Genomic DNA, 25,392 nt, shown 5'->3' on the forward strand with positions numbered 1-25,392 from the left:
GAATGAGTTTGGCCCATACCGGGGGGAGGGGGTGCTGATGTCATGGGATGACGCACGAACCCTCTGCAATCAAGGGTTCAGTATCGGGTCCCATACTATGTCGCACGAGCCTCTTACCGGCTTGAATCAAGACGATGCTTTGATCGAGATCAAACAGTCCAAAGTTGTTCTCGAGACGCGCCTTGAAAGGGCTATCCCCGGGTTTTGTTATCCTCGCGGGGCTCATTCTGACTTTCTGGCGGAGGCGGTGTGTCAGGCGGGGTACTCCCATGCCGTAACCACCCGTTACGGTTCCAACGACGCCGGGACGGATGTTTTTGTCTTGCGGCGCCGTAATATGTCTGATTTGCAAGGGGTTCGAGCGCGATTTCCGGTGACTGTCCATCGCCTTGAACTGACGTCCTTATTTGACCGTTTTTTGACCTCTCGTCGGTCCGGATAACTTTTATGCCGTTAAAAACCCTGCTGTATTTAGGCGCTTTGCTGTTTTCACTGGCAGCCAGTGTGATTTATCATCCGATCATCGGCGTTTATGCTTATTTATTTACCTACAATATTAATCCTTCTGGTCAGTGGTGGGGCAGTCTTTTGCCCGCTGGTTTTGAACGTTATAGTTTTCTGCTTGCCATTGCCATCGCCCTGGGAATTGTCGTGAAATGGTCAGTGTTGAGCTACCGGCGATTTTTTGAAAAACAGGAACAACTGCTTCTGTTATTGCTTGGCATTATCTGGTTCGCAGCGGCCATGGATGGTCAGATTGACTACAATGTCATGAAAATGACCAAGGTCATTTTCATCCTTTTGATGGCTAGTCACATAGTCACCTCAATGCGATTTTTTGAGGGATTGCTCTGGGTCTTCATCCTGTCGGGACTGTCCCTGGGATATGATATTTTTACTGGTGCCGGAGAGTTTCGTGGGGGGCGATTGAACACCGGTGTTGGGGGCTCGGATTTTGGCGAAAGCAATTTTTTGGCACTCCATTTTTCATTTATCGTTCCATTTGTAGGAGTTATGCTGCTGAAAGGAAGTAAAAAAGCTAAAGTGACCTGTGTCATTTCAGCCGCTTTTATCCTTAATAGCGTTGTGCTCACCCGTTCGCGAGGAGCCTTTTTGGCTATTGCCGTTGGCGTTGTATTGGCCCTGTTCTCGTTGTCCCGGCTGGGTCGCTATCGGAAGGCCGCCGTGGTGATTCTTCTGCTGGGAATGGTAGGTGGGATAACGCTCACGGACTCCCGTTTTTGGGGACGTATTCATACCATCAGTGTGGAAGACGCCGAAGAACGTGATTCTTCCGCGCAGCAACGGATTGAAGCCTGGACTGGAGCCTGGGCCATGGCTAAGGCTCACCCGATGGGGGTAGGGGTCGGCAATTTCCACGATCGAATTGGCTTTTATAAACCAATGATGGCCGGGATGGATGCTCACAACACCTATTTGCGTTGTCTGGCTGAATTAGGCTTTCCGGGGTTATTTGTTTTGCTGTGGCTCATAAAGACATCCTTTGCCACCCTTAAGCATGTCGACAGTATGGCCGACCAATTGCTCCCTGAAGAGCGTACGGAAGATGTCAAATTGTACTCCCATGCGGTACGCTGTGCCCTTGTCATCTATCTGGTCGGGGCGACTTTTATTTCTTGTGTGTACATCGAAGAATTTTATTGGGTGTTGATGTTGCCAGTCTTTTTGTTCCGCGCTGTGGAAAACGAACTCCCGACAGCGAACATCCCCCTTGAACTGTCAGCATCATAATAAGATAGGCCATTGGTCTGAAAGATCAGAATGAAATCAGTGTCTGCGGTTCCCAGAACAATCTGCCTCGTCTCCCCCTTCCCCCCACCTTACGGGGGAATGGCCATTCAAGCGACCAAGCTCGAATCCCTTTTTGTTGCAGCAGGGTATAGTGTTCTGAGTGTGCCGACCAATTGCGAACTCCCACGATCTTTGCAATGGGTTGTTACTGTGCCGATTCTGCGCACGGGAGTTAATGTCCTCGTCTTCTTTTACTCTCTGCGCCGTGCCTCGCTGCAGGCAGACGCCGTTTATTTTTTGACCGGATTTTTTAATTTTTTCTGGTGGGTTACCTTCCCGGCGTTACTGTTGTTTTTCATGTCCGGACAAAAGGTCATTCTCAGTGCGAGGGGGGGGGGCGCCGGGGCTTTTTTCGATCGCTACAGAATTCTCTTGAACCCACTGATGCACCGAATTGACCTGATAACCACCCCTTCCGTGTTCCTTCAACAAGAGTTTGCCCGGTCCTTTGGCATCAGGCCCGAGGTTGTCCCCAACATCGCCGATCTTAAGCAGTTTGGATTTCGGCTGCGCAGCCCGTTACGGCCGCGGCTCATAGTTACCCGCAATCTGGAAGCCATTTACAATGTCGGTTGCGCTATCCGGGCTTTCGCCAGGGTGCGCGAACGTTATCCCGATGCGACCCTGGCGGTGATTGGCGAGGGAGACGAGCGAACCATGCTTGAATCTCTTGCCAGTTCCCTGGAGCTTGGATCATCCGTCATTTTTTATGGCAGCGTCCCTCATGATCAGATCCAGGCAATGTATGATGAAACCGATATTTTTATTAATGCGTCCAATGTGGACAACCTCCCAGGCGTGATTCTCGAAGCGTTTGCATGCGGGTTACCCGTGGTGACAACCCGGGCCGGGGGCATCCCTTTTATGGTCGAAGACAAGGTGACGGCCCTTCTTGTCGATTGTGATGACTGCGACGCCCTGGCGGCCCGGGTGTGTGAATTACTCGAAGATCCTGTTCTTGCGCGACGGTTGTCTGAAAATGGCCGACTCGAAAGCCATCGCTATTCCCCGGAGCAGGTGTTACAGAGGATGGTTCCGATGTTCGAACGGGTGATTGAAGGGACGAGGGATGGCAAAGGTTAATGTTTTTATCACCATTGACACCGAGCACAGCATCGGTGGGGCTTTTGCCGACCCGACGCTCAGACCGGTGGGAAATGACAAACGTGTTTATGGGAAAGTCAACGGCAGGGAGTACGGCATTCCGTTGATCATGGATATCGCCGACCGATTTAATATTCCTCTCACCTTTTTCGTCGAAGTTTTCAATAAATATCATTTCGGCGAGGCTGAAACCAGAGACGTCTGCCAATATATTTTGGGCCGTGGGCATGATGTCCAATTGCACCTTCATCCCAACTTCTTGAACTTTAGAGAAGAGAGGCCATCCGATTGTAAATATTCGGACAATTTATCTACCTATGATCTCGCGACTCAAATCGAATTGATCGGCGAAGGAAAAGAGTTGCTGACTCGATACTGTGGCCATTCTCCCATCGTTTTTCGTGCCGGGAACTATGGTGCCAATGCCAACACCCTGAAGGCGCTGAAGGCTAATGGGATTTTTATCGACAGTTCGTACAATGCGGCTTTTCCCAGGCATAGCCAGCGCATCTGCGAGCAACAATTTAATGATGCCGATCAGCTCGAAGGGGTATGGGAATTCCCCATTACCAATTTTGTCGAGGCTATCCCTTTGCGAGGGAAGCGTTTCAAGCCCCTTGACCTCAACGGTGTGGGGTTTGCCGAAATGAGACGGGTGCTGGAGCAGGCGCATTCTTGCCAAGGGCCCAGAAATATAACTTTTATTATGCATTCCTTCAGTTTTTTAAAGGCAGGAGACGTGCAATACCAAAAATGCTCTGTACGGCAATATGTCGTGGAGAGGTTCAGCCAGTTGTGTTGCCACTTAGCTGAACACGGAGAAACGTTTAGATGTCTAAGATTCCGTGATATTGCCATGCTGGAGCGGGAGTTCGAGAGTTTGGATGCGTCGCACGTCTATCCATCTGTCTCGTTCGGTTATTCTCTGAAGAGGCTCGTTCAGCAGCAACTTTATGAGGTAAGGCCCCGAAAATGACCACTTCAAAGCTCCGCATTCTACATCTCGTCAACAATTTTGGCGTTGGTGGGCTTGAGAGTGTCATTCGTCAGATGGCCCTGAACTCTTCAGGTTGTGTTCAGCCATATGTGTGTGTATTGACGATGGCTGGCCATTTCGCCCAGGGAGTTGCCGCGGCCGGGGTAGCATTACATCATGTTGATCGCGCAAAAAAACAGAAAGGAATGCGAGTCACCCTTCGAGAACTTGTTGATTTGATTCAGGATTGGAATATCGACGTTATTCATTGCCACGATATGAGTTCCTGGTTTTATGGGGCTATATTGAAAAAAATGGTTGGCAAACCGACTGTTGTTACTAAACACGGTAATATGGAGAAATGGCATTGGAAGACAGTTCTGACGTCAAAAATCCTTTCCCTTTTTACCGATCGGATTGTTGCCGTTTCTCCGGAAGTGAAAGCTGATCTTGTTAAACGTCAATTTGTTAATGATAAGAACATCGATGTGATTTACAACGGGATTGATTTAACGCCCTTTGATTGCCCAATAAGTAAACAAGAGGCAAAGGCTAGGTTGGGTATTCCAGAAAATACATTTGTCACCGGAACTGTAACGAGATTTTATCCTGTAAAAAATATAGAGCTTCAAGTCGAAGCGATTGCGAACCTAAAAGACCGTATCCAGGATTTGCGTCATCTCATTGTGGCGCCCCTGGCGACTGATTATGGTCGAGAAATAGCGGAGAACATAAAACAGAGAGGGCTTGATAAATATATATGCCTTCTCGGTTATCGTGAGGACATCCCGCAGTTGTTGCAAGCGATGGATCTGTTTGTTTTGACCTCAATTTCAGAAGGTACATCCATGGCGTTGATAGAAGCAATAGCTGCGCACTTGCCTGTTGTTGTGAGTAATGTTGGGGGTAATCCTAACCTGGTTAATGAAGATGTGAATGGGTTTTTGTTCGATTTGGATAAGAAAAATGATTTTGAGGAAAAGGTTTTTAATCTTTACCAGGATGCTGAAAAATTAAAAATATTTTCAAGTAAACAAAAAGATGTTGCGGTTCTATTCTCAGGAGAAGGAATGATGAGGGGGTATTTAGAGGTTTACAATTCAATTTGTCGAGTTGGGTAATAAAAGAGGATAAATTTAGAAATATGTTTTGGTCTCTTAGAAGGTTTGTTTTCTTATCTAAAAATCCTGGGGTGTTTTTTAAGCAATTAAGTCAAGTCAGTGATGGTATCTCTGTAGAAAAGCGCGAAACTAGTTTTAGTTTTTCAAGAATTGATACAATTGATAGCAATTTTGAAAAAAAAATCACCGAGGTGCTAGCATCAATTGATTATAAACCCCCTTTTTCTTTGGAGGATGCCTCCTCACGGCTCAACCGGGGGGAACTATTTGTCGTTATCTATCATGATGTTGAAATTGCTGGTTGGGGCTGGTTTGCCTTGGCGAAGGCTGAGTGTGAGGAATTTAATTGCAGTATTAAAATAAGAGACGGGCAAGCGTATGCATACAACATCTTTGTAAACAAAAAATATCGAGGAAATGACCTTGCAACTCACCTGTTAACGTCATCTGAGCCATACTTAAGGCAACTGAATGTCGATTTGGTTTGGGCCATCATTTATGACTGGAATGTTCCGTCACAAAAAGCCTTTGTAAAAGCCGGGTATGAGAAAATTGGTTATTACAAAATGCTTAACGTTTTAGGTGTAAAATTTCATCACTGCCCGGATATCATCAAAGGATAAACTCGATGTCGGTCTGTTACCTTCTCAGCCTCAATCCAACCTCATACGGCATCTATAAGAATTTGCGTAATGCCGGCCTTCATCTTCACCTTTTTCACATGGGTGGTGGGTTGGAGTCGTTTTTAGGCCGGGACATTACTGTCCATCGCCTTTCTGTCGACGAGGAACCGGAGGCTGTGGTTGTTCGATTGCTTGAGATTCAGGCGAATGCTGGCAACCCTGGATTTGTCTTTACTTCCAGTGATGGAGAGGTCGCCTTCCTGGACAGATTTCGAGACTCTTTACAGGATGTCCTTTCTTTACCAATACCAACCGCTGAAGTTGCCCGCCTGGTGAACGATAAACATGCATTTGCTGAAAAGCTAAAGGAGTTGGGCATCAGAATCCCCTGGTCATTCTGTGTTGAGCGGGCCAATGTTGAGGATCTTGGTCTGCGTCTTAGCTGGCCCTGTCTGGTTAAGCCGGTGGTCTCAAGTGAATGGAAGACTGATGAGGTTTCCTCTGCTTTGGGTGGAAAAAAAGCTTTTGTTGTTGATAATTATGATGGGTTTTTTCCTTTGATCAGCAGGTTGCACGAATATTCTCCCAAACTTTTGGTTCAGGAAATCATCGATGTCGCCGAAACTGGTAATTTTTCATTTTGTTGCTATAGCGATGCTAACGGAAAAGTTATTTGGGGTTTTGTAACGCAAAAATTGTTGCAGTACCCAGAATGTTTTGGGACGGCTATTTTATGCTCAACCGTTGAGCACCCGGAAATTGCCTCTTTTGGTAAGGAAGTCATTGAGGCCTTGGGGGTTAGTGGGATTTCTGAAACAGAAATTGTGGTTGATCGAAAAACTGGAAAATTATTTGTCATTGAAATAAATACGCGTCATTGGCTGCAACATCGATTGTCAACAAGGCTTGGTGTTAATATCAGTCTGTTGGATTATTATTACAGGTCCGAAAATATACCGATGGTAAATTCATTGGTTTCGAAAGATCATCCATTTAAGAAAGTTCTATTGGTAGACGACTATGCTTATTTGATGCATTTTGTTAAAAATATTTTTAGATATAAAAAGCTATTATTGCCTTATTTATACAGAAGTACTTTAGAGTTTTCTACGTTTGAAAGAAGGCAAACTTTGACATTTCTGAAATTTATCAACAGAAAGCTTTTTTCTTTTTAGCGAAGGATTATGCTTAGTGCACGTTTGTAATCTGCGCCCTGTTATACTCAGTGCCTTTGGCCCCCCCTCCTTGGCCTGCATCCGCAGCTGGGGGCGGGCGGGTATGTCTCCAGGCCTCATCTCTATCCAGGGGCCGGGCGAACCCAAGCCGGTTTCCAAATATCTGACGGGAGCGGTCTGCCTCTCCCGCCAAGATTTGTACAGCGAGCGGGGGCTGGAAACCATCATCCGCTTTCTTGCCGATTTTGGAGCTTCTGGGCTGACCTGTATCGACGAAAATATTGCCCGATGGCTGAACGACCAACGGCCACGCCTTCCGGAAGGCATCACTCTCTGGTTGCCTCCCAGCGGCATGCTGCGGCGAGTTTTGGATAAGGGGGCGCAGATTGATGCGGCGCGCCAGGTCGGGTTGAATGTGTTGCCTACCTATCTTTTTTCGAGGGGCGATTTCACCGATGAAATTCCCTCCGCCCATTTTCCCCTTTGCCTGCGGCCTTCGGCTCCCGGTTCGGTCGACCCTCTGTTCAAGGTTGAAAACGTTGAGTCTGTTACCGAACTGCGGAAATTTCTCGGTGGTTTTAATATTTATAGTTCTATTATTGGCCAGCCGTTCAAAAATCTGCCCAACCTGGTGGTGCACGGAACTCGCATGGCGGATGGAACGACGGTGGGCATGGAGGGGTTTTTGGTCGAACGTAAGTTTCAAGGAGTGACCCTGACCCTGAGACCAATCTCTCTGTCCGCGGAGCTTAAGGCCCGTTGCGTCGCCTTTACCGAGGCGATGGAATTGATCGGACATTACCATTTTGAGTTTCTTTTCGATGAACTGACCGGCGAAAGCCATTTTCTCGAAATCAATCACCGCTTTGGCGGTACTACGGCCAAGGTATTGGTCTGCGGTTACCTGGAACCGCTCTACGCTTTGCAGGCACAAGGCATAGAAATGCCGGTCAACGCCTCGGTGAACAACCACACCGTCTCAAGCCTCAAGGCCTTGGGCAAAAGTGCCTTCTATGCCCTGGCGGATCGACTGACGCCGCTGGACTATCCTGAAGAATCGAAAGCAAAACGGCTCTGGTCGACGGTGAAGTGCATGGTTGCTTGCAAGGACGAAGTCTTTGCCTGGGACGATCTGCCGGGGACGGCAGCCTTTTATCTTGGCGATCTGCCGGGGCGCATGACCGGCGTGGTTGCCGCATGTCGTAAACTGCTGACTTCGGCCCGGGGAAAACCCGGAAGACCAGAAAGCGAGTGATGAATGGCATCGGGAAAACATGAGAATTTTCAGGACCTTTAACCGCCAGGAATATACAAAGTGCTTGAGCTGATTTTTTGAGGGTTTTCGTACAATGTGCGGTATCTGCGGTATTTACAATCTGGGGGGGGCGCCGGTCGATCGCGACTTGCTGGGACGGATGAATGACACCATGGTGCATCGCGGCCCGGACGGTTCCGGCTTATTTGCCGACGGCGGAATCGGGCTTGGCCATCGGCGGCTGGCGATCATCGATTTGCATACCGGCGAGCAGCCGATGGCTACGGAAGACGGGCGTCTGCAGGTGGTCTTCAACGGCGAAATCTACAATTTCCTTGAGCTGAAAAAGGAACTCGAAGGGTGCGGACACCGTTTTCACAGCCACAGTGACACCGAAGTGCTGCTGCACGGTTACCGCCAATGGGGGGAGTCTTTCGTTGACCGCTTGCGGGGGATGTTTGCCATTGCCCTGTGGGATGCTCCGAACCGCAAGCTGTTGCTGCTTCGTGACCGGGCCGGCAAGAAACCGCTCTACTACCACTTTGACGGCAAGCGGCTGGTTTTCGGTTCGGAACTGAAAGCCCTATTGGCGAATGATACGGTTTCAAGGGAGATGGATCCAGCGGCTCTGGATGCCTACTGCAGTTTCGGTTATGTGCCATCGCCGTTGAGTATTTTTCGTTCGGTGCGCAAGCTCCCGCCGGCGCACCTGGCGGTTTGTACTTCGAAGGGGATGACTCAGCGAAAGTATTGGGATCTCGACATGTCTTCTGAGCCGGGTACGGTTGATGAAGCCCGGGCTATTGCCGAGTTGCAGGAGGTGTTTGACGAGGCGGTGCGCCTGCGCATGATCAGTGACGTGCCACTGGGGGCGTTTCTGAGCGGCGGAGTCGATTCCAGCGCGGTGGTAGCTTCGATGGCACTTCAAGGTGATGGGACTCCGGTGCGTACGGCGGCCATCGGTTTCGAAGAAAAGCGCTTCAACGAACTGGAGTTTGCCTCGATCGTGGCCACGCGCTACGCCACCGACCACTCGGAGTTCGTGGTCCGGCCCGAGGCGCTGGACATCATCGAGAGGCTGGTCTGGCATTTTGACGAGCCCTTTGCCGACTCCTCGGCGGTGCCGACCTGGTACGTGTCGCAGATGGCGCGCAAAAAGGTCACGGTGGCTCTTTCCGGGGACGGCGGCGACGAGACCTTTGCCGGATATGTCAAGCGCTACAGCATGAACCGGATGGAGGATGGCTTACGCCAGAACATTCCCGAGTTCATCCGCCGGGGCCTGTTCGGGCCGCTGTCGCACGTTTATCCGGGCGCTGACTTTCTCCCTCGCCCGCTGCGGCTCAAGGCTTTTCTGCGCAACCTGTCGCTGCCGCTGGATCAGGCTTATTTTCGTGATATGTCTTTCTATTTCAAACCGGAGGAGAAGCGTCGGCTGTACACTCCCGACTTTGCCGCGCAGGTTGGACAGGGGCAGGCGCAGTCGGTGCTGGGAGCGCACTTTGCCGCGAACTCCAATGCTGATCCGGTGACGCGGGTACAATATGTCGATATCAAGAGCTACCTGCCCGAAGACATTCTGGTCAAGGTTGATCGTATGAGCATGGCCCATTCGCTTGAAGTGCGGGCGCCGATTCTGGACCACAAGGTCATGGAATTCGCCGCCCGTCTTCCGTCGGCGCTGAAACTGCGCGGACAAGAGTCCAAGTATATTTTTAAAAAAATAAATGAGAATCGTCTTTCAGCGGATATACTTTATCGCAAGAAGCAGGGCTTCTGTGTGCCCCTTGATGCCTGGTTACGCGGTGAACTCAGAGGTCTGGCGCAGGATGTGCTTTTTTCCGGTGGATTGGATGAACGGTTCAACCGCGTTTATGTGCAGCAGTTGTGGAATGGTCACCAAGGGGGACGGCAAAACAATGGCACCCAGTTGTGGGGTCTGATGATGTTCGGCCTCTGGCAGCGACAGTTTGGTGGCAGATAGACGCAAAAAAGCATTTAGTCCACAGAACGCACGGAAGGAAAATGTAAAAAAGAATGAATTTGATTTTAATCCCCATGTTGTTCAGGTGCTTTCGGTGCTTTTCTGGACAAGAAAATTTTATGTTTTGTGATTTTTTAACCGGAGGTGCTCATGAATCCGTATCTGGTGCGCAAGGTTATTTATCCCTTTCACGAACAGATCATGGGCCGCAAAACCTTTGAACATCTTGCCGAACTAGAACGCCTGCAGTCCCTGTCACCCGCCCAGATTGAAGAAGTCCGTTTTCGCAAACTGCGTGAACTGCTGATCCATGCCCAGCAGAACATCCCCTTTTACGCCGATCGGTTCACCCATGCCGGTTTCGAGCCGCAGAAGATGCAGGCCATCGACGATATCAGGCGGCTGCCGTTTCTGACCAAGGCCGAAATTAAACAGAATATTGACCGCATGACCTGGAAAGACTCCCCCGGCGGCCTGCATCGCTACAACACTGGCGGTTCGTCGGGGGAGCCGCTGATTTTCTACTTCGACAAGCGGCGTCAGGCCTGGGACAAGGCAGCGCGGATGCTGACTCATCGCTGGTGGGGGGTGGATGTTGGCGACAAGGAACTCTACCTGTGGGGCTCGCCGGTAGAAGAGACGCGTCAGGACCGGATGAAGGAGCTTCGCGACAAGCTGACCAACGAACTATTGATCAGCGCTTTCGAGGTTTCTCAGTCCAATGTAGGGGCTATCTTTGCCGCCATGCAGCGGTTTCAGCCTGACTGCCTGTTCGGTTACCCCAGCACCATCGATCTCTTTGCCCAGATGGCGAAAAAGCAAGGGCTCGACCCGGCTTCTCTCGGTATCTCCGTGGTCTTTTCGACGGCGGAGCTTTTATATGACCACCAGCGCAAGGCGATTAGCGAACAGCTCGGTGGCATCCCGGTGGCTGATGGTTACGGTAGCCGTGAAGGGGGGTTCGTCTCCCACGAGTGCCGCGAGGGCCGCTATCATGTGATGGACCCGAATTACGTCGTTGAGTTTATCCAGGAGGATCAGCCGGTGCCCACAGGTGAAGATGGCGAAATTGTCCTGACGCACCTGGATGCCTGGGGCATGCCGTTGATTCGCTACAAAACCGGCGACGTGGCCCAGCCGGGCGAAGGGGCCTGTTCCTGCGGCTGCGGTTTCTCGACCATGCAAGCGATTCGCGGCCGCACCACTGATTTTGTGGTGACCCCCGACGGGCGCTGGCAGCACGCGCTGTCGGTGATCTACATCGTGCGAGATATCGAAGGGGTTGACGAATTCAAGATCATCCAGCATGAGCTCGAAGATGTCGAGGTTCTGGTCAAGACGATCCCGGAACGCTACCCAACGGACGGCGCCGAGCGGATTGTCGCCGGCATTCAAAAACGGATGGGCGACAGCGTGCGGGTGAGAGTCAATCTGGTCGACAGCATTCCTCGCGAAGCTTCTGGCAAGCACCGCTACGTGGTGTCGAAAGTGGCGCATAAAGGGCTGTAAGCTGGTTGATGGTCGTTTTTTAGACGGGATAATAGCGGAAAGCGGCTACTTTTAGAAATTTCCACGCATTTATCCGCAGTTGTCCCGCCAAGATGATGGATTCATATGTTCCCAAGACTATTCAATATAATCCGCAACCTGCTGGCCGTCATCGGCTTGTTTAGCCTTCTGGGGGGGGGCTATGGGGCTTACCTGGTGGCTAGGTCGTACCATTTGCCACCTCGTGTGCTAATGCTCAAGGCATTGAAGAAATCCGGTTTGGAGCAGTCGGCGATTGCCGAGGTTTTCAAGCCGGATCCGGTGCAGCCCAAGGGGCTCGAATTACCCGATCTAAATGACCCCGACTGGAAAGGACACGGCGCCCGAGCCGACCGCCAGATGTCCCCGGTGGTGTATGACTCTCAGGGGCGGCCCGTGCCCCAGGCCTGGCTGGAGCAGGGCTGGTCGGCCCGGCCCGCAAACGAGGTAATTCGCCGAGTTGTTGTCAGAGAGGCGAGGGAGCTATTGGCGGCGCTCAAGAACGCCGAGCCGGGGGACGAGATCCTTCTGTCTCCAGGCGTTTACCGCATTCAGTCGCGCAATATTGAAATCATACTCGGTGGATCAGCATTGCATCCCGTCGTGGTGAAGGCAAAACGTCTTGGCGATGTGGTCATCGAACTCGATTCACAGGAGGGTTTCTGGATCAACGGGCCTTACTGGACCTTTGAAAATCTGGAGTTCAAGGGTGTTACAAAAAACCACGATTACGGCGAGCACGCCTTCCACATTGTTGGCGGCGGTCAGGGGTTTGTCCTGAGAAACTGTCGCCTGCATGAATTCAACGCAATGATCAAGGCCAATGGTTATCGCGGTCGGGACGGAGAGACACGTTATCCCGACAATGTTTTGCTCGAGAATAACCATTTTTTCAATTCGGAAATCCGTCGCACCCGTAATCCCGTGACCTTCATCGATGTGGTTGGCCCGGACAACTGGATCGTTCGTGGTAACCTGATTGCCGATTTCTGCAAGGGAGAGGGGGATCGCATCAGCTATGCGGCCTTTTTAAAGGGAAACTCCTCTGGTGGGGTCTTTGAGAATAATCTTGTCATCGGCGAATATCGGACTGCCGGGGGCGTTCGGGTTGGTTTGTCACTGGGCGGTGGCGGCAGTGGGGCACGGTTTTCGCGTAATGAAAGCAATGAGGTCGAACACACAGGCGGTGTGGTGCGCAACAATATTGTCATGTATTGCAGCGATGTCGGTCTGTATCTGAACAAGTCCCGTGACACCAAGGTGTTCAATAATGTCTTTTACCGGACCATGGGCCTGGATGTGCGCTTCCCTGTCAGCTCCGCGGTGATCCGCAACAACCTGCTGTCAAGCCGCATCGAGGAGCGGGATGGCGGACTCAGTGTCCAGGACCACAACTTGGTGGCAGATGTGGAGGATTTCAAGAACTGGTTTCAACGTCCGGATGAGGGGAACTTCAATTTAAAGGATGGGGAGGATCTGATTGATCAAGGCGTCGCCATGGACCAGATTCGGGAGGATTTTTGCGGTCAGGCCCGAACCAATCGGCCCGATCTCGGGGCTTTGGAATATGGAAAAGATTCATCCGGCTGCGCCTCAGTGTTGGGATTATGAGCTCTTTTCCGGAAGAAGGCGGCACCGTCGGGAGTGAGACCATGAAATGCTTGAGCTTGATCTTAATGTTATTTCTGCTGCTGCCGGTTTCGGTACTGGCGCTGGAGCCTGAAGAGGTGATTGTTGTTGCTAATCACTTCGTCGAAGAAAGCGTCGATTTGGCCCGTTATTACATGAAGCAGCGCGGCATCCCCAGCGAAAATCTGATTCGGATCGACACGACGGAGAAAGAATCCTGTTCGCGAGAAGATTATGATGAGGATATTGCTAAGCCGGTTCGTAAATTTCTGCAGAAAAGGAAAGACCCCGACGCTATTCGCTGCCTGGTTACCATATCCGGTGTTCCGTTGAAGGTGGGGCCCCCGGGCCTGACCAAAGATGAAAAGATCGAGAAGGAGAGCCTGCAGTCTGAACAGGCTACCATTCGTGCGGAGATGAAAAAACTGACGGACCAGCAGGGGCCTGAATCCAAACGGTTGAAGGATCAACTGGCCGCCATTGAGGCGAAGATCAAGGGCCTGAGCAAGAGTGATCAGGGGGCAGCAGTCGATTCGGAATTGGCCTTGGTGCTGGCGGACGACTACTCCCTTAAGGGGTGGGTGCCCAATCCATTTTTTGCTGGATTCCAGAACCAGGCCCTGCCGGTGAAGAAGAAGGATGTCAGGTTCGTCGCCAGGCTGGACGGGCCTTCGAAAGGAATTGTCCGAAGAATGATTGACGACAGCCTGTTGGCCGAGGCCTCGGGGTTGTCGGGGACGGCCTATTTTGATGCCAAAGATCCGAGGTCAATAAAAGAAAAGCTAGAAGGGTACGCCTATTACGACAATTCCCTTCATCTGGCCGCCGCGCGGGTTACTGCGCGGCAACGGATGCCGGTGGTGGTCAACGAAAAAAAAGAGCTGTTTCAGGCCGGTGAGGCTCCCGGTGCCGCATTGTACTGCGGCTGGTACAGCCTGGCTCGTTATGTCGATGCCTTCGACTGGCGCCCTGGGGCGGTCGGCTATCATATCGCCAGCCAGGAATGCCAGACGTTGCGGTCCGGTTCCAGCAACGTCTGGTGCAAGCGGATGCTGGAAGACGGTGCTGCCGCCACCATTGGTCCGGTGGCAGAGCCTTACCTGCAGGCATTTCCGGTGCCGGAGATTTTTTTCGGGGCGCTGATCGATGGCTCGTACACACTGGCGGAAGCCTATTTTTTGAGTCTTCCCTATCTGTCATGGCAGATGGTGCTGGTCGGTGATCCCTTGTATCGGCCGTTTAAAAATCATAAGATGACCAACTCACAAAGTCCCTGAAGTTGTCAAGGCGCAGCATGCAGCGCCCCCCGGGGGGATTGAATCCAGGTAAATCAGATTTGATCCGTGTTTCAAACGTTCAAGCTTTTACAGGATAAAGGCCGTTGCTCCACCCAAATCACGGAACCCTCGGATGGGGTCATGCAAAAATGAAGTAATCTTACCGCCCTTTCCGTGAGTTTCGTGCATTGGTAGCTTTTATTTTTTCAGGGGGAATGTTTTGAAAATCATAAACATCGTAGGTGCCCGCCCCAATTTTATGAAAATGGCCCCGATCATCGAGGCGATGAACAAACACCCCGGTCAGATCAACCACCTTCTGGTTCATACCGGCCAGCATTACGACGAGAAGATGAGCCAGGCCTTTTTTGTCGATCTGGGGATGCCCAAGCCGGACATCAACCTCGAGGTCGGTTCCGGTTCTCACGCCGAGCAGACGGCGCGGATCATGGTCGAGTTCGAAAAGGTCTGCTTGCGTGAAACCCCCGATCTGGTGATTGTTGTGGGGGATGTCAATTCGACCATGGCCTGCACCATAACGGCGAAAAAACTGGGAATCAAAGTTGCCCATGTCGAGGCCGGACTGCGCTCGCGGGACATGTCGATGCCGGAGGAGATTAATCGGCTCTGCACTGACGTGTTGTGCGACTATCTGTTTACCACCGACCATTTTGCCAACGAGAACCTGGCGGCCGAGGGCGTGCCGGCTGACAAGGTCTTTTTTGTCGGCAATGTGATGATCGATACCCTGCTCAAGCACCGGGTCATGGCAGCAACCCTTGACTTGAGTCGTAGGCTGGGGTTGACGTCGAAAGGCTATGCGACACTGACCATGCACCGGCCTGGTAACGTCGATGACAAGGGGGTGCTGACCGGTATCTTGGAGGCGCTGGCCGAAATCTCGCAGCAGATCCCGATCATTTTCCCGATCCATCCCCGCACCAAAAAGATGGCCGAGGAGTTCGGCCTGGCCCATTTCTTCAATACCGGTGAGAAGGTCGAAGGGATCTGGATCACCGAACCGCTCGGTTATCTCGAGTTTTTGCACCTGAACATGAATGCCAAAATGGTGCTGACCGACAGTGGCGGGCTTCAGGAAGAGACGACCGTTCTCGGCGTTCCCTGCATCACCATGCGCCCGAACACCGAACGGCCGATCACCTGCGAAGTCGGTTCGAACGTGATGGTCGGCAACAGTAAACAAAAAATCCTCGACCAGGCCCGCCAGGTCTTCAGCGGTGAAGCTCCGCAGGGACGGGTGCCGAAAAAATGGGACGGTCACGCTGCTGAGCGAATCGTTGAAGTGCTGGTTGACACTATGGCTAAAGGAGTCTTTTTATGATTATTCCGATAATTCTTTCCGGAGGGGCAGGAACGCGGCTCTGGCCGCTATCCCGTGAACTTTATCCGAAACAGTTGCTGCCGCTGGTCGGTGATCGAACCATGCTTCAGGAAACCCTCTGCCGCCTCGAGGGGACTGTCGGTATGGGGGCCCCGCTGGTGGTCTGTAACGAAAGCCACCGCTTTATGGTGGCCGAGCAACTGCGCTGCGTCGGTCAGGCGGCCTCGGCCATTATGCTTGAGCCCGTTGGGCGTAATACGGCCCCCGCAGTGGCTGTGGCGGCTATGCAGGCGATGGCGGACGGCAATGATCCTCTTCTGCTGGTGTTGCCGGCGGATCATGTCATCCGCGACGCGGCGGCCCTGTGTGATGCGATTGCGGTTGCCGCAGCCGAGGCCGAAAGCGGCCGGCTGATCACCTTTGGTATCGTTCCGACCGCTCCGGAAACCGGTTACGGCTATATCCGTTCCGGTGCCCCCCTGGCCACCAACCCCGGTGGGGTCTTTGCCGTCGATGCTTTTGTCGAAAAGCCTGATCTTGAAACTGCCCGAGGGTACCTCGATTCGGGCGATTATTACTGGAATAGTGGCATGTTCCTGTTTCGTGCCTCCGTTTATCTGCAGCAGCTGGAGCAGTTCGTCCCCGAGATGGTGGCCCGTTGTCGTGAAGCACTCAATGCGGCGGTCGCCGACCTCGATTTCGTCCGCCTGGGGGCCGAGGCCTTTGCTGCCTGTCCTGGTAATTCCATCGACTACGCGGTGATGGAAAAAACCTCGGCGGCGGCAGTCATTCCCCTTGATGCCGGCTGGAGCGACGTCGGCTCCTGGTTGGCGCTCTGGGATGTCGGCGAAAAGGACGAGCAGGGCAATGTCGCCCGCGGAGACGTGCTGACCCAGGATGTTCGCAATTGTTACCTGCATGCCGGCAGCCGTATGGTCGCAGCGGTCGGCCTCGAAAATCACGTGGTGGTGGAAACCGCCGATGCGGTGTTGGTGGCCACCATGGACCGGGTGCAGGATGTCAAGGAGATCGTCTCCCAGTTGAAAAAAAAGGGCAGGGAAGAGGCCCTTCTGCACCGCCGGGTCAACCGCCCCTGGGGAACCTACGAGTGCATCGGCAATGCTCCCCGTTACCAGGTCAAGAAGATCGTCGTATCCCCCGGCGCAACCCTGTCGCTGCAGCGCCATCACCATCGAGCCGAGCACTGGGTCGTGGTCAGAGGGACGGCCCGGGTCACCCGCGGTGAAGAAACCTTTGTTATCAGCGAGAACCAGTCGACCTACATTCCGCTCGGTGTCGTTCATCGGTTGGAAAACCCGGGCAAGATTCCCCTGGAACTGATTGAAGTCCAGTCCGGCAGCTATCTGGGCGAAGACGACATTGAGCGATACGACGATACCTATGGAAGGGCTTGAGGAAGAAGATGTCTGAATTGAATTGTTTCATGGCTTACGATATTCGCGGCCGCCTGCCTGATGAACTGAACGAGGAAATCGCCTATCGCATCGGCCGGGCCTACGCCGAGTTTCTCTCGCCTGACCGGGTTGTGGTCGGCCGGGATGTCCGCCTCTCCAGCGAAGCGCTCAGTATTGCCCTATCCCGCGGCCTGACCGAAGGCGGGGCCGACGTGCTCGATATCGGCTTGTGCGGTACCGAAGAAGTCTATTTCGCGACCTTTCACAGTGGTGCCGACGGCGGCATCATGGTTACAGCCAGTCACAACCCGATGGATTACAACGGCATGAAGCTGGTGCGCAAGGGGAGCCAGCCGATCAGCGGCGACACGGGCCTGCTCGATATCCGGCGCCTGGCCGAGACGGGTGTGTTCAAGCCTGCGGCCAGGGTCGGTACGGTGCAGCCGCTGGAGTCAAAAGTCCCCTACCTGCGGCACCTGCTTGGCTACATCGATTCCTCGGTACTGCGCCCCCTCAAGATCGTGGTCAACGCCGGCAACGGCTGCGCCGGGCCGGTCATTGATCTGCTGGAAAGCCAGCTCCCCTTCGAGGTCTTCAAGGTCTGCCACGAGCCGGACGGCACCTTTCCCAACGGCATCCCCAACCCGCTGCTGCCGGAGAACCGCGACATCACCCGCAAGGCTGTGCTTGCGCACGGCGCCGCCCTCGGTATCGCCTGGGACGGTGACTTCGACCGCTGTTTTCTGTTCGACGAACAGGGACAGTTCATCGAGGGGTACTACATCGTCGGTCTGCTGGCCGAAGCCTTTCTGGTTCGGGAGCCGGGCGCGAAAATCATTCACGACCCGCGTCTGACCTGGAACACCATCGACATGGTGGAGCAGGCCGGCGGCGTGCCGGTACTGAGCAAGACCGGCCATGCCTTTATCAAGGAGCGGATGCGCCTTGAGGACGCCGTTTATGGCGGTGAAATGAGCGCTCACCACTATTTTCGTGATTTCGCCTACTGCGACAGCGGCATGATCCCCTGGCTGCTGGTGATCGAGCTGATGTGCCGCCAGCGCAAGCTACTGTCCGAGCTGGTCGGAGAGCGGATGAAGACTTTCCCCGCCAGTGGCGAGATCAACCGCACCCTGGCCGACCCGCAGGGCGCGATAGTCCGGGTTGAGTCGGCATTTGAGAACCAGGCCCTGACGCTCGACCGCACCGACGGGCTGAGCATGGAATTCACCGACTGGCGCTTTAACCTGCGTTGCTCCAACACCGAGCCGGTGATACGGCTCAACGTCGAGTCCCGTGGCGACGAGGTGCTGATGCAAGCAAAAACCACGGAGCTGCTGGCACTTCTTGACCGATAAAACTCACGGGGGAGGGATCATGTTTCAGAACGTTCTAAAAGAGCACCGCTGGCAGCTGGTTTTGTTGTTGCCGCTTCTGGCCGCAGTTTACTGGGGGATTGTCCCCGGTATGGTCAGCGACTGGAATGACGATCCCAACTATTCCCACGGTTTTCTGGTGCCGTTGATTTCGGGGTATTTTGTCTGGCAGAAATGGCCTGAGCTCAAACACCTCCCGGTGCGGCCGAGTCACACCGGCCTGCTGGTTATCGTCGGAAGCCTGCTCCTTCTGGTCTTCGGGTATGCCGGCACCGAATACTTTACTATGCGTTCATCGCTGATTTTTTTGTTGGCGGGGATCGTCCTTTACTGGTACGGCTGGACGATTTTCGGGCACCTGGCGTTGCCGATCGGATTTCTGCTTTTCATGGTGCCGCTTCCCTATATTGTCTATGATGCCATGGCTTTCCCCCTCAAATTGATGGTGGCTAAATATTCGGTCGTGGCGCTCAAGGTAATGGGCATTGCTGTCATGCGTGAGGGGAACATCATCATGTTCCCGCAAACCGTCCTCGAGGTGGCCGATGCCTGCAGCGGCCTGCGTTCACTTGTGTCGTTGCTGGCGTTGGCGGTGGCCTTCGCTTTCCTTACCCAGAAATCCAACCTCAAGCGGGTGATCATGGTTCTTTCGGCGGTGCCGATTGCCATTGCCACCAATATGTTCAGGGTGATAGCCACCGGTTTTCTGGCCCACTATTACGGCGCTGCTGCAGCCGAGGGGTTTTTTCATGAATTCGCCGGGATGGCGGTTTTCGCCCTGGCGATGGTGCTGCTCTTTTTTCTGGGGGCTGTGCTCCGAAAGGTGGATCGCTCATGAAAAACTATCGTTTTTTTGTCGTCTGCGGATTGCTGGTTCTGGCGGCGCTGTTTGTTCACTTTCACCAGGATGTCCAGGTGCCGGTTGCCAGACCGTTGACCGATATCCCTGAACGGCTTTCAGGTTGGGAAAAGGTGGCCGAAACCCGTTTCAGTGAGGCGGTACTGAAGCAACTCAAGCCAACCGACTATCTCTATCGCGTCTATGCGGACGAGCGTCATCACCCGGTGTCACTCTATCTTGGCTTCCACGGTGGAGGCCCGGACAGCGGGCCGATCCATTCACCCAAACATTGCCTTCCCGGCAGCGGCTGGTTCAATCTTTCGGAAGAGAGCAAAACCTTCGTCATCGGGAATGAACGAGTCCACCTGGTGGAGGCGGTGTACCAAAATGGCGATGCGCGTGAGTTGTTTCTCTATTGGTTCCAGGTCAAGGGGGAATCCATGACCAACGAATACGCGTTGAAGTTCGCCGAGATCAAGAATTCGATTCTGTTCAATCGCCGGGATTCGGCGTTTATCCGGATCTCGGTGCCGTACCAGCAGGAGGATGCTCAAGCCCGTACGCTGGGAGAGCAGTTTGTCAGGCATTTTTATCCGCAGATCAAGGCGGTGTTGCCGCGGTGAAAAAGGCGGAAGCCTATTAGGCCGTAACCTTAAACGAGTACAGTCTCTTCTGCTCCTGTTTTGCCTTACCCCGATTTTCAGGTTTTTTATGCTTCAACTTGTTCTATCCATCCTTGCGATATCTCTTGCCGTCGGTTATGGCATTTTTCTGCTGGTTCGCCTGCCCCGGCGGTTCTCTGCCTTTGCTCTGCTGGGGGGGCTGCTGGCCTGTGTTGTTCTTGAAGGATGTGACCTGCAGGGACTGCGGCACCCGGAATCCCTGGCCGCTTGGAAGCGGGCCGCCTTGGTGGCCGAATCCTGCCTCCCCTTTTTCTGGCTGCTTTTTTCCCTGACCTTTTCCCGTGAGGGCGACTGGCGTGAGCTGTCCCCTCTTTCAGCATTGTTGCTGCTTGCCGCTCTGGGGTTTCCCGTGGCCGCGTTTGGCCTGTCAATGCCCGCTGTCTTTTATTCTCCCGATTTCGCCGATGAAAAAATGCTTTTTCTCGGGTCGGGAGGTTATTTTTTCTATGTCGCGCTGATGGCGTTTCTGGTGATGGCCATATTCCATCTGGAGCAAACCCTGATGGCGTTGCCACGACCCGACCGCTGGCGGGTCAAGTTCGAGTTGATTGGCACCGGGGTTCTGCTGGCGGTGCTGGTGATTTATTACAGCCAGGCATTGCTGTATCGCTCCCTTGACATGAACCTGATGCCGGTGCGGTCCCTCTGCCTGATCCTTGGTGTCGGCATGATGGCTTACAGCCGGATACGTCGTGGCGAAGCCGACAGGATCAGGGTGTCCCGCGAAATGGCCTATCGTTCGATGGTCGTGCTGGCCGTGGGATGCTACCTTATCGGGCTGGGGCTTTTCGGCGCCGGCATGCGTTATTTCGATTTTGTTGGCAATCGAGCGTTTTATATTACCCTCTGCGTGCTACTTGGTCTGGCGATTGTTGCTGCTCTTCTTTCGGAAAAAATCCGTCGGCGGTTCCGGGTTGCTCTGCACAAGCATTTTTATCAGCGTAAATATGATTACCGCCAGGAATGGCAACAGTTTACGACCAAACTTTCGGCGGCGAAAACCCGGGACGAGCTTGAACGGGGGATTCTCGCTTTTTTCACCGAAACCTTTTCTCTTCGGGGGGCGGCCCTCTACCTGCGTGACCAGGATTCGGATCTTTATCGCAGTTCGACCTGCCTCGTAATGGATGTGGCCTCGCAGACGCTGTCCGGCAGTCACCCTGTCGTCGAAACCATGTGCCAGCGAGATTGGGTGATTAGCCTCGATGAGGAGATCGGGGACGACCCAGAGGGGGAGTTGGCCCATTTGAAAAGGCGTGGCTATTCGTTTCTGGTGCCGATGCGGTTTGAGCGGGGACTCGAAGGCTTCGTTGTGTTGGGGCGGCGCATCTATGAAGAGGAACGGCTGACCTACGAAGATTTCGACCTGATGAAAATTCTTGCCCACCAGGCGATCGGTGTTTTGTTGAGTCGGAAACTCTACTCTCAGCTTGTTGCTGCCAACGAAATGGCTGCCATCGGACGGGTTTCGACCTTTGTGATTCATGACCTGAAAAACCTGGTGTCTGGTCTGGGTATGGTGGTGGACAATGCCCGTGATTATATTGAAGAGCCTGAGTTTAGAGCAGACATGTTCGAAACCCTTGAGAATACCGTCGATAACATGAAGGGCTTGATTGCCAGGCTGCAAAATGTTAAGCAAAAACCTCTGCTTGAGCTTGTCGAATGTGATCTGCTCGAAGTGGCGAGGGCGGGTGTAGCTCTCTCAGGCGGAAATGGTATAATAATCAGCGGTTCCTCGGTTCCTGTCAGTGCGGACCCTGTCGAATTGCAGAAGGTGTTCCTGAACCTGGTCCACAACGCCCGTGAAGCCTCAGGGGGAAACGCGTCGGTCCTGATCGACGTTGGTCGCTCTGATCTGGCTTACGTCCGGGTGTCGGATCAGGGATGTGGTATGACCGACGACTTCATTCGGACGCGTTTGTTCAAGCCGTTTGAAACCACCAAGAAAAAGGGGATGGGGATCGGTCTGTACCAGTGTCGCCAGGTGGTCGAGGCGCTTGGGGGACGCATTGAGGTGAAAAGTGTGGTGGGTGAAGGATCTTTGTTTACCGTTTGGTTGCCGTTGCCGGATGAAATGACAGGTGTCTGTGAATAGACAATGGGGGTCGCTTGGAAAAACTTCTGATCGTTGATGATAGCCCGGAAATTCTTAAGCAGCTGAAATGGGGGCTGGGAAAAAGTTATGAGATCCTTCTGGCTGAAAATGTCGAAGAGGCGATCCAGATATTTACTGCCCATGCTCCACGGGTCATAACCCTTGATCTTGGTCTGCCTCCGGATGCGGACGGGGCTTCCGAGGGTTTGCGGTGCCTGGAGATCATATTAAGCTTACGCCCTTCCACCAAGGTGATCGTTCTGTCGGGGAACGAAGATCGCGGCAATGCCCTCAAGGCGGTACAATTGGGGGCTTATGACTTTTACCAGAAGCCGATCGAACTCACCGAACTCAAGATCATCCTGGGCCGCGCTTTTCACCTGACCGCCCTCGAAGAGGAGAATCGCCGCCTGCAGTCTGCGTCTGGGCAGCGGCAGGGGGGGATGCACGGGATTTTCGGTCAGTGCCAGGCGATGGAAGCCACTTTTTCCACCATCCGCAAAGTGGCTTCGGCGGACATTCCGGTGATGGTGCTTGGTGAAAACGGCACCGGCAAAGAGATGGTGGCGCGGGCCATTCACAACCAGAGTTTGCGAAAAGATGGCCCTTTTATTCCAATAAACTGTGGAGCCATTCCGGAAAATCTGCTGGAGTCCGAACTGTTCGGCCACGAAAAGGGGGCTTTTACCGGTGCGGCGGGCAGAGTGCAGGGTAAGGTCGAATTCGCCCATGGAGGCACCCTGTTTCTCGATGAAATTGGTGAACTCCCGCTTCCTCTTCAGGTGAAGCTGTTGCGCTTTCTGCAAGAAAAGGTGATTCAACGGGTCGGGGGGCGTGAGGATATCACGATCGATGCCAGGATTCTGGCGGCGACCAATGTCGATATCGACACGGCCATCAAAGACGGGCGTTTTCGGGAGGATCTGTATTACCGCATCGGGGTCATCAACCTGAGGTTGCCGCCGTTGCGCGACCGCGGCGACGATATCCGGCTGTTGGCCGGTCTCTTCCTGAGCCGTTATTCCAATGAGTTCCAAAAGAAAATCAAGGGATTCAGTGCGGCCGCAGAATCGGCAATGAAACGCTATGCGTGGCCAGGAAACGTTCGTGAACTTGAAAACAAGATCAAGCGGGCGATAATCATGTCTGACTCCCCTGTGCTCGACCCGGTGGATCTCGGTTTCTCGGCCTCACTGGAAAAGTCCGTCGACCTTTCTGTCGCCGGGATGACCCTTAAGGAAGGGCGCGACAAGGTCGAGCGAGAACTCCTTGAGTCTTCATTGAAGACCCATGTCGGCAACGTGGCCAAGGCCGCCGAGTCGCTTGGGGTGAGTCGACCAACCTTCTATGACCTCATGAAAAAACACGGTCTGCAAAACAGCTGAAGAGCCTGCGGACGGTTTCGGTTCCGTGGTGAAATGTCTGGGGCTGTCTTGGAAGTCGGCCATTTTTTGTCACTGCTTGCCCGTTGTTTCTCTGCTGTTTTGCCTGCAGCCCATCCCAGCGTCCTGCCAAGCGATTTTGCATAAATCATTTTTTTCTAGCAGTTGCCCACACTTGTAGGCCTGTATCGCTTTTTTAGTCGGGCGATGTGAGCGATCCTTGCGTTCGGTACAGGATTTGCGAATCAAATCCTGTAGTTTGCGGCAAGTACAGCAATCCCCCGATTTTCGAAAGCTACTTTTCCATGGAGGTGCAATCGGTTATGAGTAGATTTTCCAAGGTGTTTTTTTGGGCTTTGTCGGCAGCAACAGCTTTTTGCCTGGTTGTTTGTGGGGGGGATGTATGGGCCAAGGACAAGCCTGTTGAGGTTGCTGGTGAACTCTTGATCCAGTACAAGACCGGAGTCTCCAGCGGGGCGCTTGCCGGGGAGTTAAAGCAGTTGGGGGTGACGATGGCTGAAGAACTCTCGCGGATCAAGGTCCATCGGATCAAGGTCAAGGAGGCCAATCGGGAAAAAATCAAGGCCGTACTGGCCAAAAATCCGCGTGTGGCATTTGTTGAGGATAACTTCTATGCTTCGGCAGTAGCGGTTCCCGATGACGACATGTATCCGTCCCAATGGCATCTTCCCAGGATTGCCGCGCCGGCAGGGTGGGATATTTCGACGGGGACGACCATGGTTCCTATCGCAGTGATCGATTCAGGGGTCGATCCCAGCCATCCCGATCTTGCCACCAAGCTTCTGCCCGGCTACAATTTTATCGCCTACAACACCGACACCCACGATGTAAAGGGGCACGGTACGGCCGTGGCCGGGGCGGCAGGCGCACTTAGCGACAATGGCCTGGGGGTGTCCGGGGTGGCCTGGCACAACCCGATCATGCCGTTGGTCGTGCTGGATGCAAACGGATCAGGTCCCTATTCGGCGATTGCATCGGCAATCACCTGGGCTGCTGACCGGGGCGCCAAGGTGATCAACCTCAGTCTCGCCGGCCCTTATGCTTCATCCACGCTGCAAAATGCGATCGATTACGCTTGGGCCAAGGGGGCGGTGATCGTCGCCGCTGCCGCTAACGAGGCGACCAGCACCCCTTATTATCCGGCCGCCTGCAATAATGTGGTAGCCGTGTCGGCATCGGACAAAAACGATAACCTGGCCAGTTTTTCCAATTATGGCCCCTGGATCGATGTGGCGGCGCCCGGCACCACTATTTATACCACCAGTAACGGCGGCAGCTATGGTGGCTGGAACGGTACCTCTTTCTCTTCGCCGATCACTGCCGGGTTGGTGGCTCTTATCTGGTCAGCCAATCCTCTGCTGACTAATGCTGAGGTCGTCGATATCCTGAAGCAGGGGGCTGACGATCTGGGCGCGCCGGGGTTTGATTCATCCTTCGGACATGGACGAATCAACGTCTTGAACAGCCTGACGCTGGCCCTTGGCTACGCTCCTGTGCCGGATACTCAGCCGCCGAGCGTCACCATCACGGCACCGAGCGTTGCTGGCCCGGTTAACGCTCTGGTGTCGATCCGGGTGGCCGCAGTCGACGATGTCGGCGTTGACCATGTTGATTTTTTTGTTAATGGGATGATTCTTGGCAGTGACCAAACGGCACCGTACAGTCTCGTTTGGGATGCCAAAACGGTTGCCGATGGATGGTACACGATCACAGCCAAAGCCTATGATGTCGCCGGTAATGTGGGCGAGTCC

At 53.4% G+C, this 25,392-nt stretch carries 20 protein-coding genes; all 20 read left to right on the plus strand.

The genetic code is table 11. The features are described 5' to 3' along the window. Positions 1 to 442, plus strand: a 442-nt coding sequence (locus ABYV89_RS03150) for a polysaccharide deacetylase family protein (protein WP_432821470.1), incomplete at its 5' end; no start/stop codon positions are given. Between the two features lie 5 nt (positions 443 to 447). Further along, the gene (locus tag ABYV89_RS03155) at positions 448 to 1,752 is read left to right on the plus strand and encodes an O-antigen ligase family protein (protein WP_432821471.1); all 1,305 of its coding nucleotides are present in this window, start codon (positions 448 to 450) and stop codon (positions 1,750 to 1,752) included. 99 nt (positions 1,753 to 1,851) lie between these two features. Beyond that, a complete protein-coding gene (locus ABYV89_RS03160) occupies positions 1,852 to 2,895 on the plus strand; it encodes a glycosyltransferase family 4 protein (RefSeq protein ID WP_432821472.1) in 1,044 nt (347 codons plus the stop codon). After that, entirely contained in the window at positions 2,882 to 3,892 is a 1,011-nt protein-coding gene (locus ABYV89_RS03165) for a hypothetical protein (RefSeq protein WP_432821473.1), read from the plus strand. Before ABYV89_RS03160 ends, ABYV89_RS03165 begins: the two co-directional genes overlap by 14 nt. Beyond that, a complete protein-coding gene (locus tag ABYV89_RS03170; RefSeq protein ID WP_432821474.1) occupies positions 3,889 to 5,013 on the plus strand; it encodes a glycosyltransferase family 4 protein in 1,125 nt (374 codons plus the stop codon). The genes ABYV89_RS03165 and ABYV89_RS03170 overlap by 4 nt, the downstream gene beginning before the upstream one ends. Before the next feature lie 23 nt (positions 5,014 to 5,036). Next, positions 5,037 to 5,636, plus strand: a complete 600-nt coding sequence (locus ABYV89_RS03175) for an N-acetyltransferase family protein (protein WP_432821475.1) — start codon at positions 5,037 to 5,039, stop codon at positions 5,634 to 5,636. A gap of 5 nt (positions 5,637 to 5,641) precedes the next feature. Next, complete coding sequence (locus tag ABYV89_RS03180; RefSeq protein WP_432821476.1) at positions 5,642 to 6,811, plus strand: hypothetical protein; 1,170 nt, start codon at positions 5,642 to 5,644, stop codon at positions 6,809 to 6,811. Positions 6,812 to 6,881: 70 nt separating this feature from the next. After that, positions 6,882 to 8,066 (plus strand): hypothetical protein, encoded by a 1,185-nt coding sequence (locus tag ABYV89_RS03185; RefSeq protein ID WP_432821477.1) that lies wholly within the window; start codon positions 6,882 to 6,884, stop codon positions 8,064 to 8,066. Positions 8,067 to 8,160: 94 nt separating this feature from the next. Further along, the gene (gene asnB, locus ABYV89_RS03190) at positions 8,161 to 10,050 is read left to right on the plus strand and encodes an asparagine synthase (glutamine-hydrolyzing) (RefSeq protein WP_432821478.1); all 1,890 of its coding nucleotides are present in this window, start codon (positions 8,161 to 8,163) and stop codon (positions 10,048 to 10,050) included. A 150-nt stretch (positions 10,051 to 10,200) separates the two neighbouring features. Further along, positions 10,201 to 11,559: a phenylacetate--CoA ligase family protein gene (locus ABYV89_RS03195; RefSeq protein ID WP_432821479.1), complete on the plus strand. Its 1,359-nt coding sequence runs from the start codon at positions 10,201 to 10,203 to the stop codon at positions 11,557 to 11,559. Between the two features lie 231 nt (positions 11,560 to 11,790). Next, positions 11,791 to 13,188, plus strand: a complete 1,398-nt coding sequence (locus ABYV89_RS03200) for a chondroitinase-B domain-containing protein (protein WP_432821480.1) — start codon at positions 11,791 to 11,793, stop codon at positions 13,186 to 13,188. Between the two features lie 41 nt (positions 13,189 to 13,229). Continuing rightward, the gene (locus ABYV89_RS03205; protein WP_432821481.1) at positions 13,230 to 14,483 is read left to right on the plus strand and encodes a TIGR03790 family protein; all 1,254 of its coding nucleotides are present in this window, start codon (positions 13,230 to 13,232) and stop codon (positions 14,481 to 14,483) included. A 220-nt stretch (positions 14,484 to 14,703) separates the two neighbouring features. Then, complete coding sequence (gene wecB / locus ABYV89_RS03210) at positions 14,704 to 15,825, plus strand: non-hydrolyzing UDP-N-acetylglucosamine 2-epimerase (protein ID WP_432821482.1); 1,122 nt, start codon at positions 14,704 to 14,706, stop codon at positions 15,823 to 15,825. Continuing rightward, positions 15,822 to 17,240, plus strand: a complete 1,419-nt coding sequence (locus tag ABYV89_RS03215) for a mannose-1-phosphate guanylyltransferase/mannose-6-phosphate isomerase (RefSeq protein WP_432821483.1) — start codon at positions 15,822 to 15,824, stop codon at positions 17,238 to 17,240. Before wecB ends, ABYV89_RS03215 begins: the two co-directional genes overlap by 4 nt. Before the next feature lie 8 nt (positions 17,241 to 17,248). Next, a complete protein-coding gene (locus tag ABYV89_RS03220; RefSeq protein WP_432821484.1) occupies positions 17,249 to 18,598 on the plus strand; it encodes a phosphomannomutase in 1,350 nt (449 codons plus the stop codon). 19 nt (positions 18,599 to 18,617) lie between these two features. Continuing rightward, on the plus strand, positions 18,618 to 19,454 hold the full coding sequence (gene xrtA, locus ABYV89_RS03225; protein ID WP_432821485.1) for an exosortase A: 837 nt from the start codon (positions 18,618 to 18,620) through the stop codon (positions 19,452 to 19,454). Continuing rightward, a complete protein-coding gene (locus tag ABYV89_RS03230; RefSeq protein WP_432821486.1) occupies positions 19,451 to 20,080 on the plus strand; it encodes an exosortase C-terminal domain/associated protein EpsI in 630 nt (209 codons plus the stop codon). Before xrtA ends, ABYV89_RS03230 begins: the two co-directional genes overlap by 4 nt. Beyond that, the gene (prsK, locus tag ABYV89_RS03235) at positions 20,004 to 22,238 is read left to right on the plus strand and encodes an XrtA/PEP-CTERM system histidine kinase PrsK (RefSeq protein ID WP_432821487.1); all 2,235 of its coding nucleotides are present in this window, start codon (positions 20,004 to 20,006) and stop codon (positions 22,236 to 22,238) included. Before ABYV89_RS03230 ends, prsK begins: the two co-directional genes overlap by 77 nt. A 14-nt stretch (positions 22,239 to 22,252) precedes the next feature. Beyond that, the gene (gene prsR / locus ABYV89_RS03240; RefSeq protein ID WP_432821488.1) at positions 22,253 to 23,623 is read left to right on the plus strand and encodes a PEP-CTERM-box response regulator transcription factor; all 1,371 of its coding nucleotides are present in this window, start codon (positions 22,253 to 22,255) and stop codon (positions 23,621 to 23,623) included. A 320-nt stretch (positions 23,624 to 23,943) separates the two neighbouring features. Beyond that, positions 23,944 to 25,392: S8 family serine peptidase (locus ABYV89_RS03245; protein ID WP_432821489.1), on the plus strand; the 1,449-nt coding region annotated here is incomplete at its 3' end.

It is taken from the genome of Trichloromonas sp., from assembly GCF_041583255.1.
Classification (GTDB): Bacteria; Desulfobacterota; Desulfuromonadia; order Desulfuromonadales; family Trichloromonadaceae; genus Trichloromonas.

Excerpts from the sequence above, each read along its gene's own strand:
- ABYV89_RS03155 (WP_432821471.1), top strand. The coding sequence starts at position 448 with ATGCCGTTAAAAACCCTGCTGTATTTAGGCGCTTTGCTGTTTTCACTG.
- ABYV89_RS03160 (WP_432821472.1), top strand. The coding sequence starts at position 1,852 with ATGGCCATTCAAGCGACCAAGCTCGAATCCCTTTTTGTTGCAGCAGGG.
- ABYV89_RS03165 (WP_432821473.1), top strand. The coding sequence starts at position 2,882 with ATGGCAAAGGTTAATGTTTTTATCACCATTGACACCGAGCACAGCATC.
- ABYV89_RS03170 (WP_432821474.1), top strand. The coding sequence starts at position 3,889 with ATGACCACTTCAAAGCTCCGCATTCTACATCTCGTCAACAATTTTGGC.
- ABYV89_RS03175 (WP_432821475.1), top strand. The coding sequence starts at position 5,037 with ATGTTTTGGTCTCTTAGAAGGTTTGTTTTCTTATCTAAAAATCCTGGG.
- ABYV89_RS03180 (WP_432821476.1), top strand. The coding sequence starts at position 5,642 with ATGTCGGTCTGTTACCTTCTCAGCCTCAATCCAACCTCATACGGCATC.
- asnB (WP_432821478.1), top strand. The coding sequence starts at position 8,161 with ATGTGCGGTATCTGCGGTATTTACAATCTGGGGGGGGCGCCGGTCGAT.
- ABYV89_RS03195 (WP_432821479.1), top strand. The coding sequence starts at position 10,201 with ATGAATCCGTATCTGGTGCGCAAGGTTATTTATCCCTTTCACGAACAG.
- ABYV89_RS03200 (WP_432821480.1), top strand. The coding sequence starts at position 11,791 with ATGCTCAAGGCATTGAAGAAATCCGGTTTGGAGCAGTCGGCGATTGCC.
- ABYV89_RS03205 (WP_432821481.1), top strand. The coding sequence starts at position 13,230 with ATGAAATGCTTGAGCTTGATCTTAATGTTATTTCTGCTGCTGCCGGTT.
- ABYV89_RS03215 (WP_432821483.1), top strand. The coding sequence starts at position 15,822 with ATGATTATTCCGATAATTCTTTCCGGAGGGGCAGGAACGCGGCTCTGG.
- ABYV89_RS03220 (WP_432821484.1), top strand. The coding sequence starts at position 17,249 with ATGTCTGAATTGAATTGTTTCATGGCTTACGATATTCGCGGCCGCCTG.
- xrtA (WP_432821485.1), top strand. The coding sequence starts at position 18,618 with ATGTTTCAGAACGTTCTAAAAGAGCACCGCTGGCAGCTGGTTTTGTTG.
- ABYV89_RS03230 (WP_432821486.1), top strand. The coding sequence starts at position 19,451 with ATGAAAAACTATCGTTTTTTTGTCGTCTGCGGATTGCTGGTTCTGGCG.
- prsK (WP_432821487.1), top strand. The coding sequence starts at position 20,004 with ATGCTCAAGCCCGTACGCTGGGAGAGCAGTTTGTCAGGCATTTTTATC.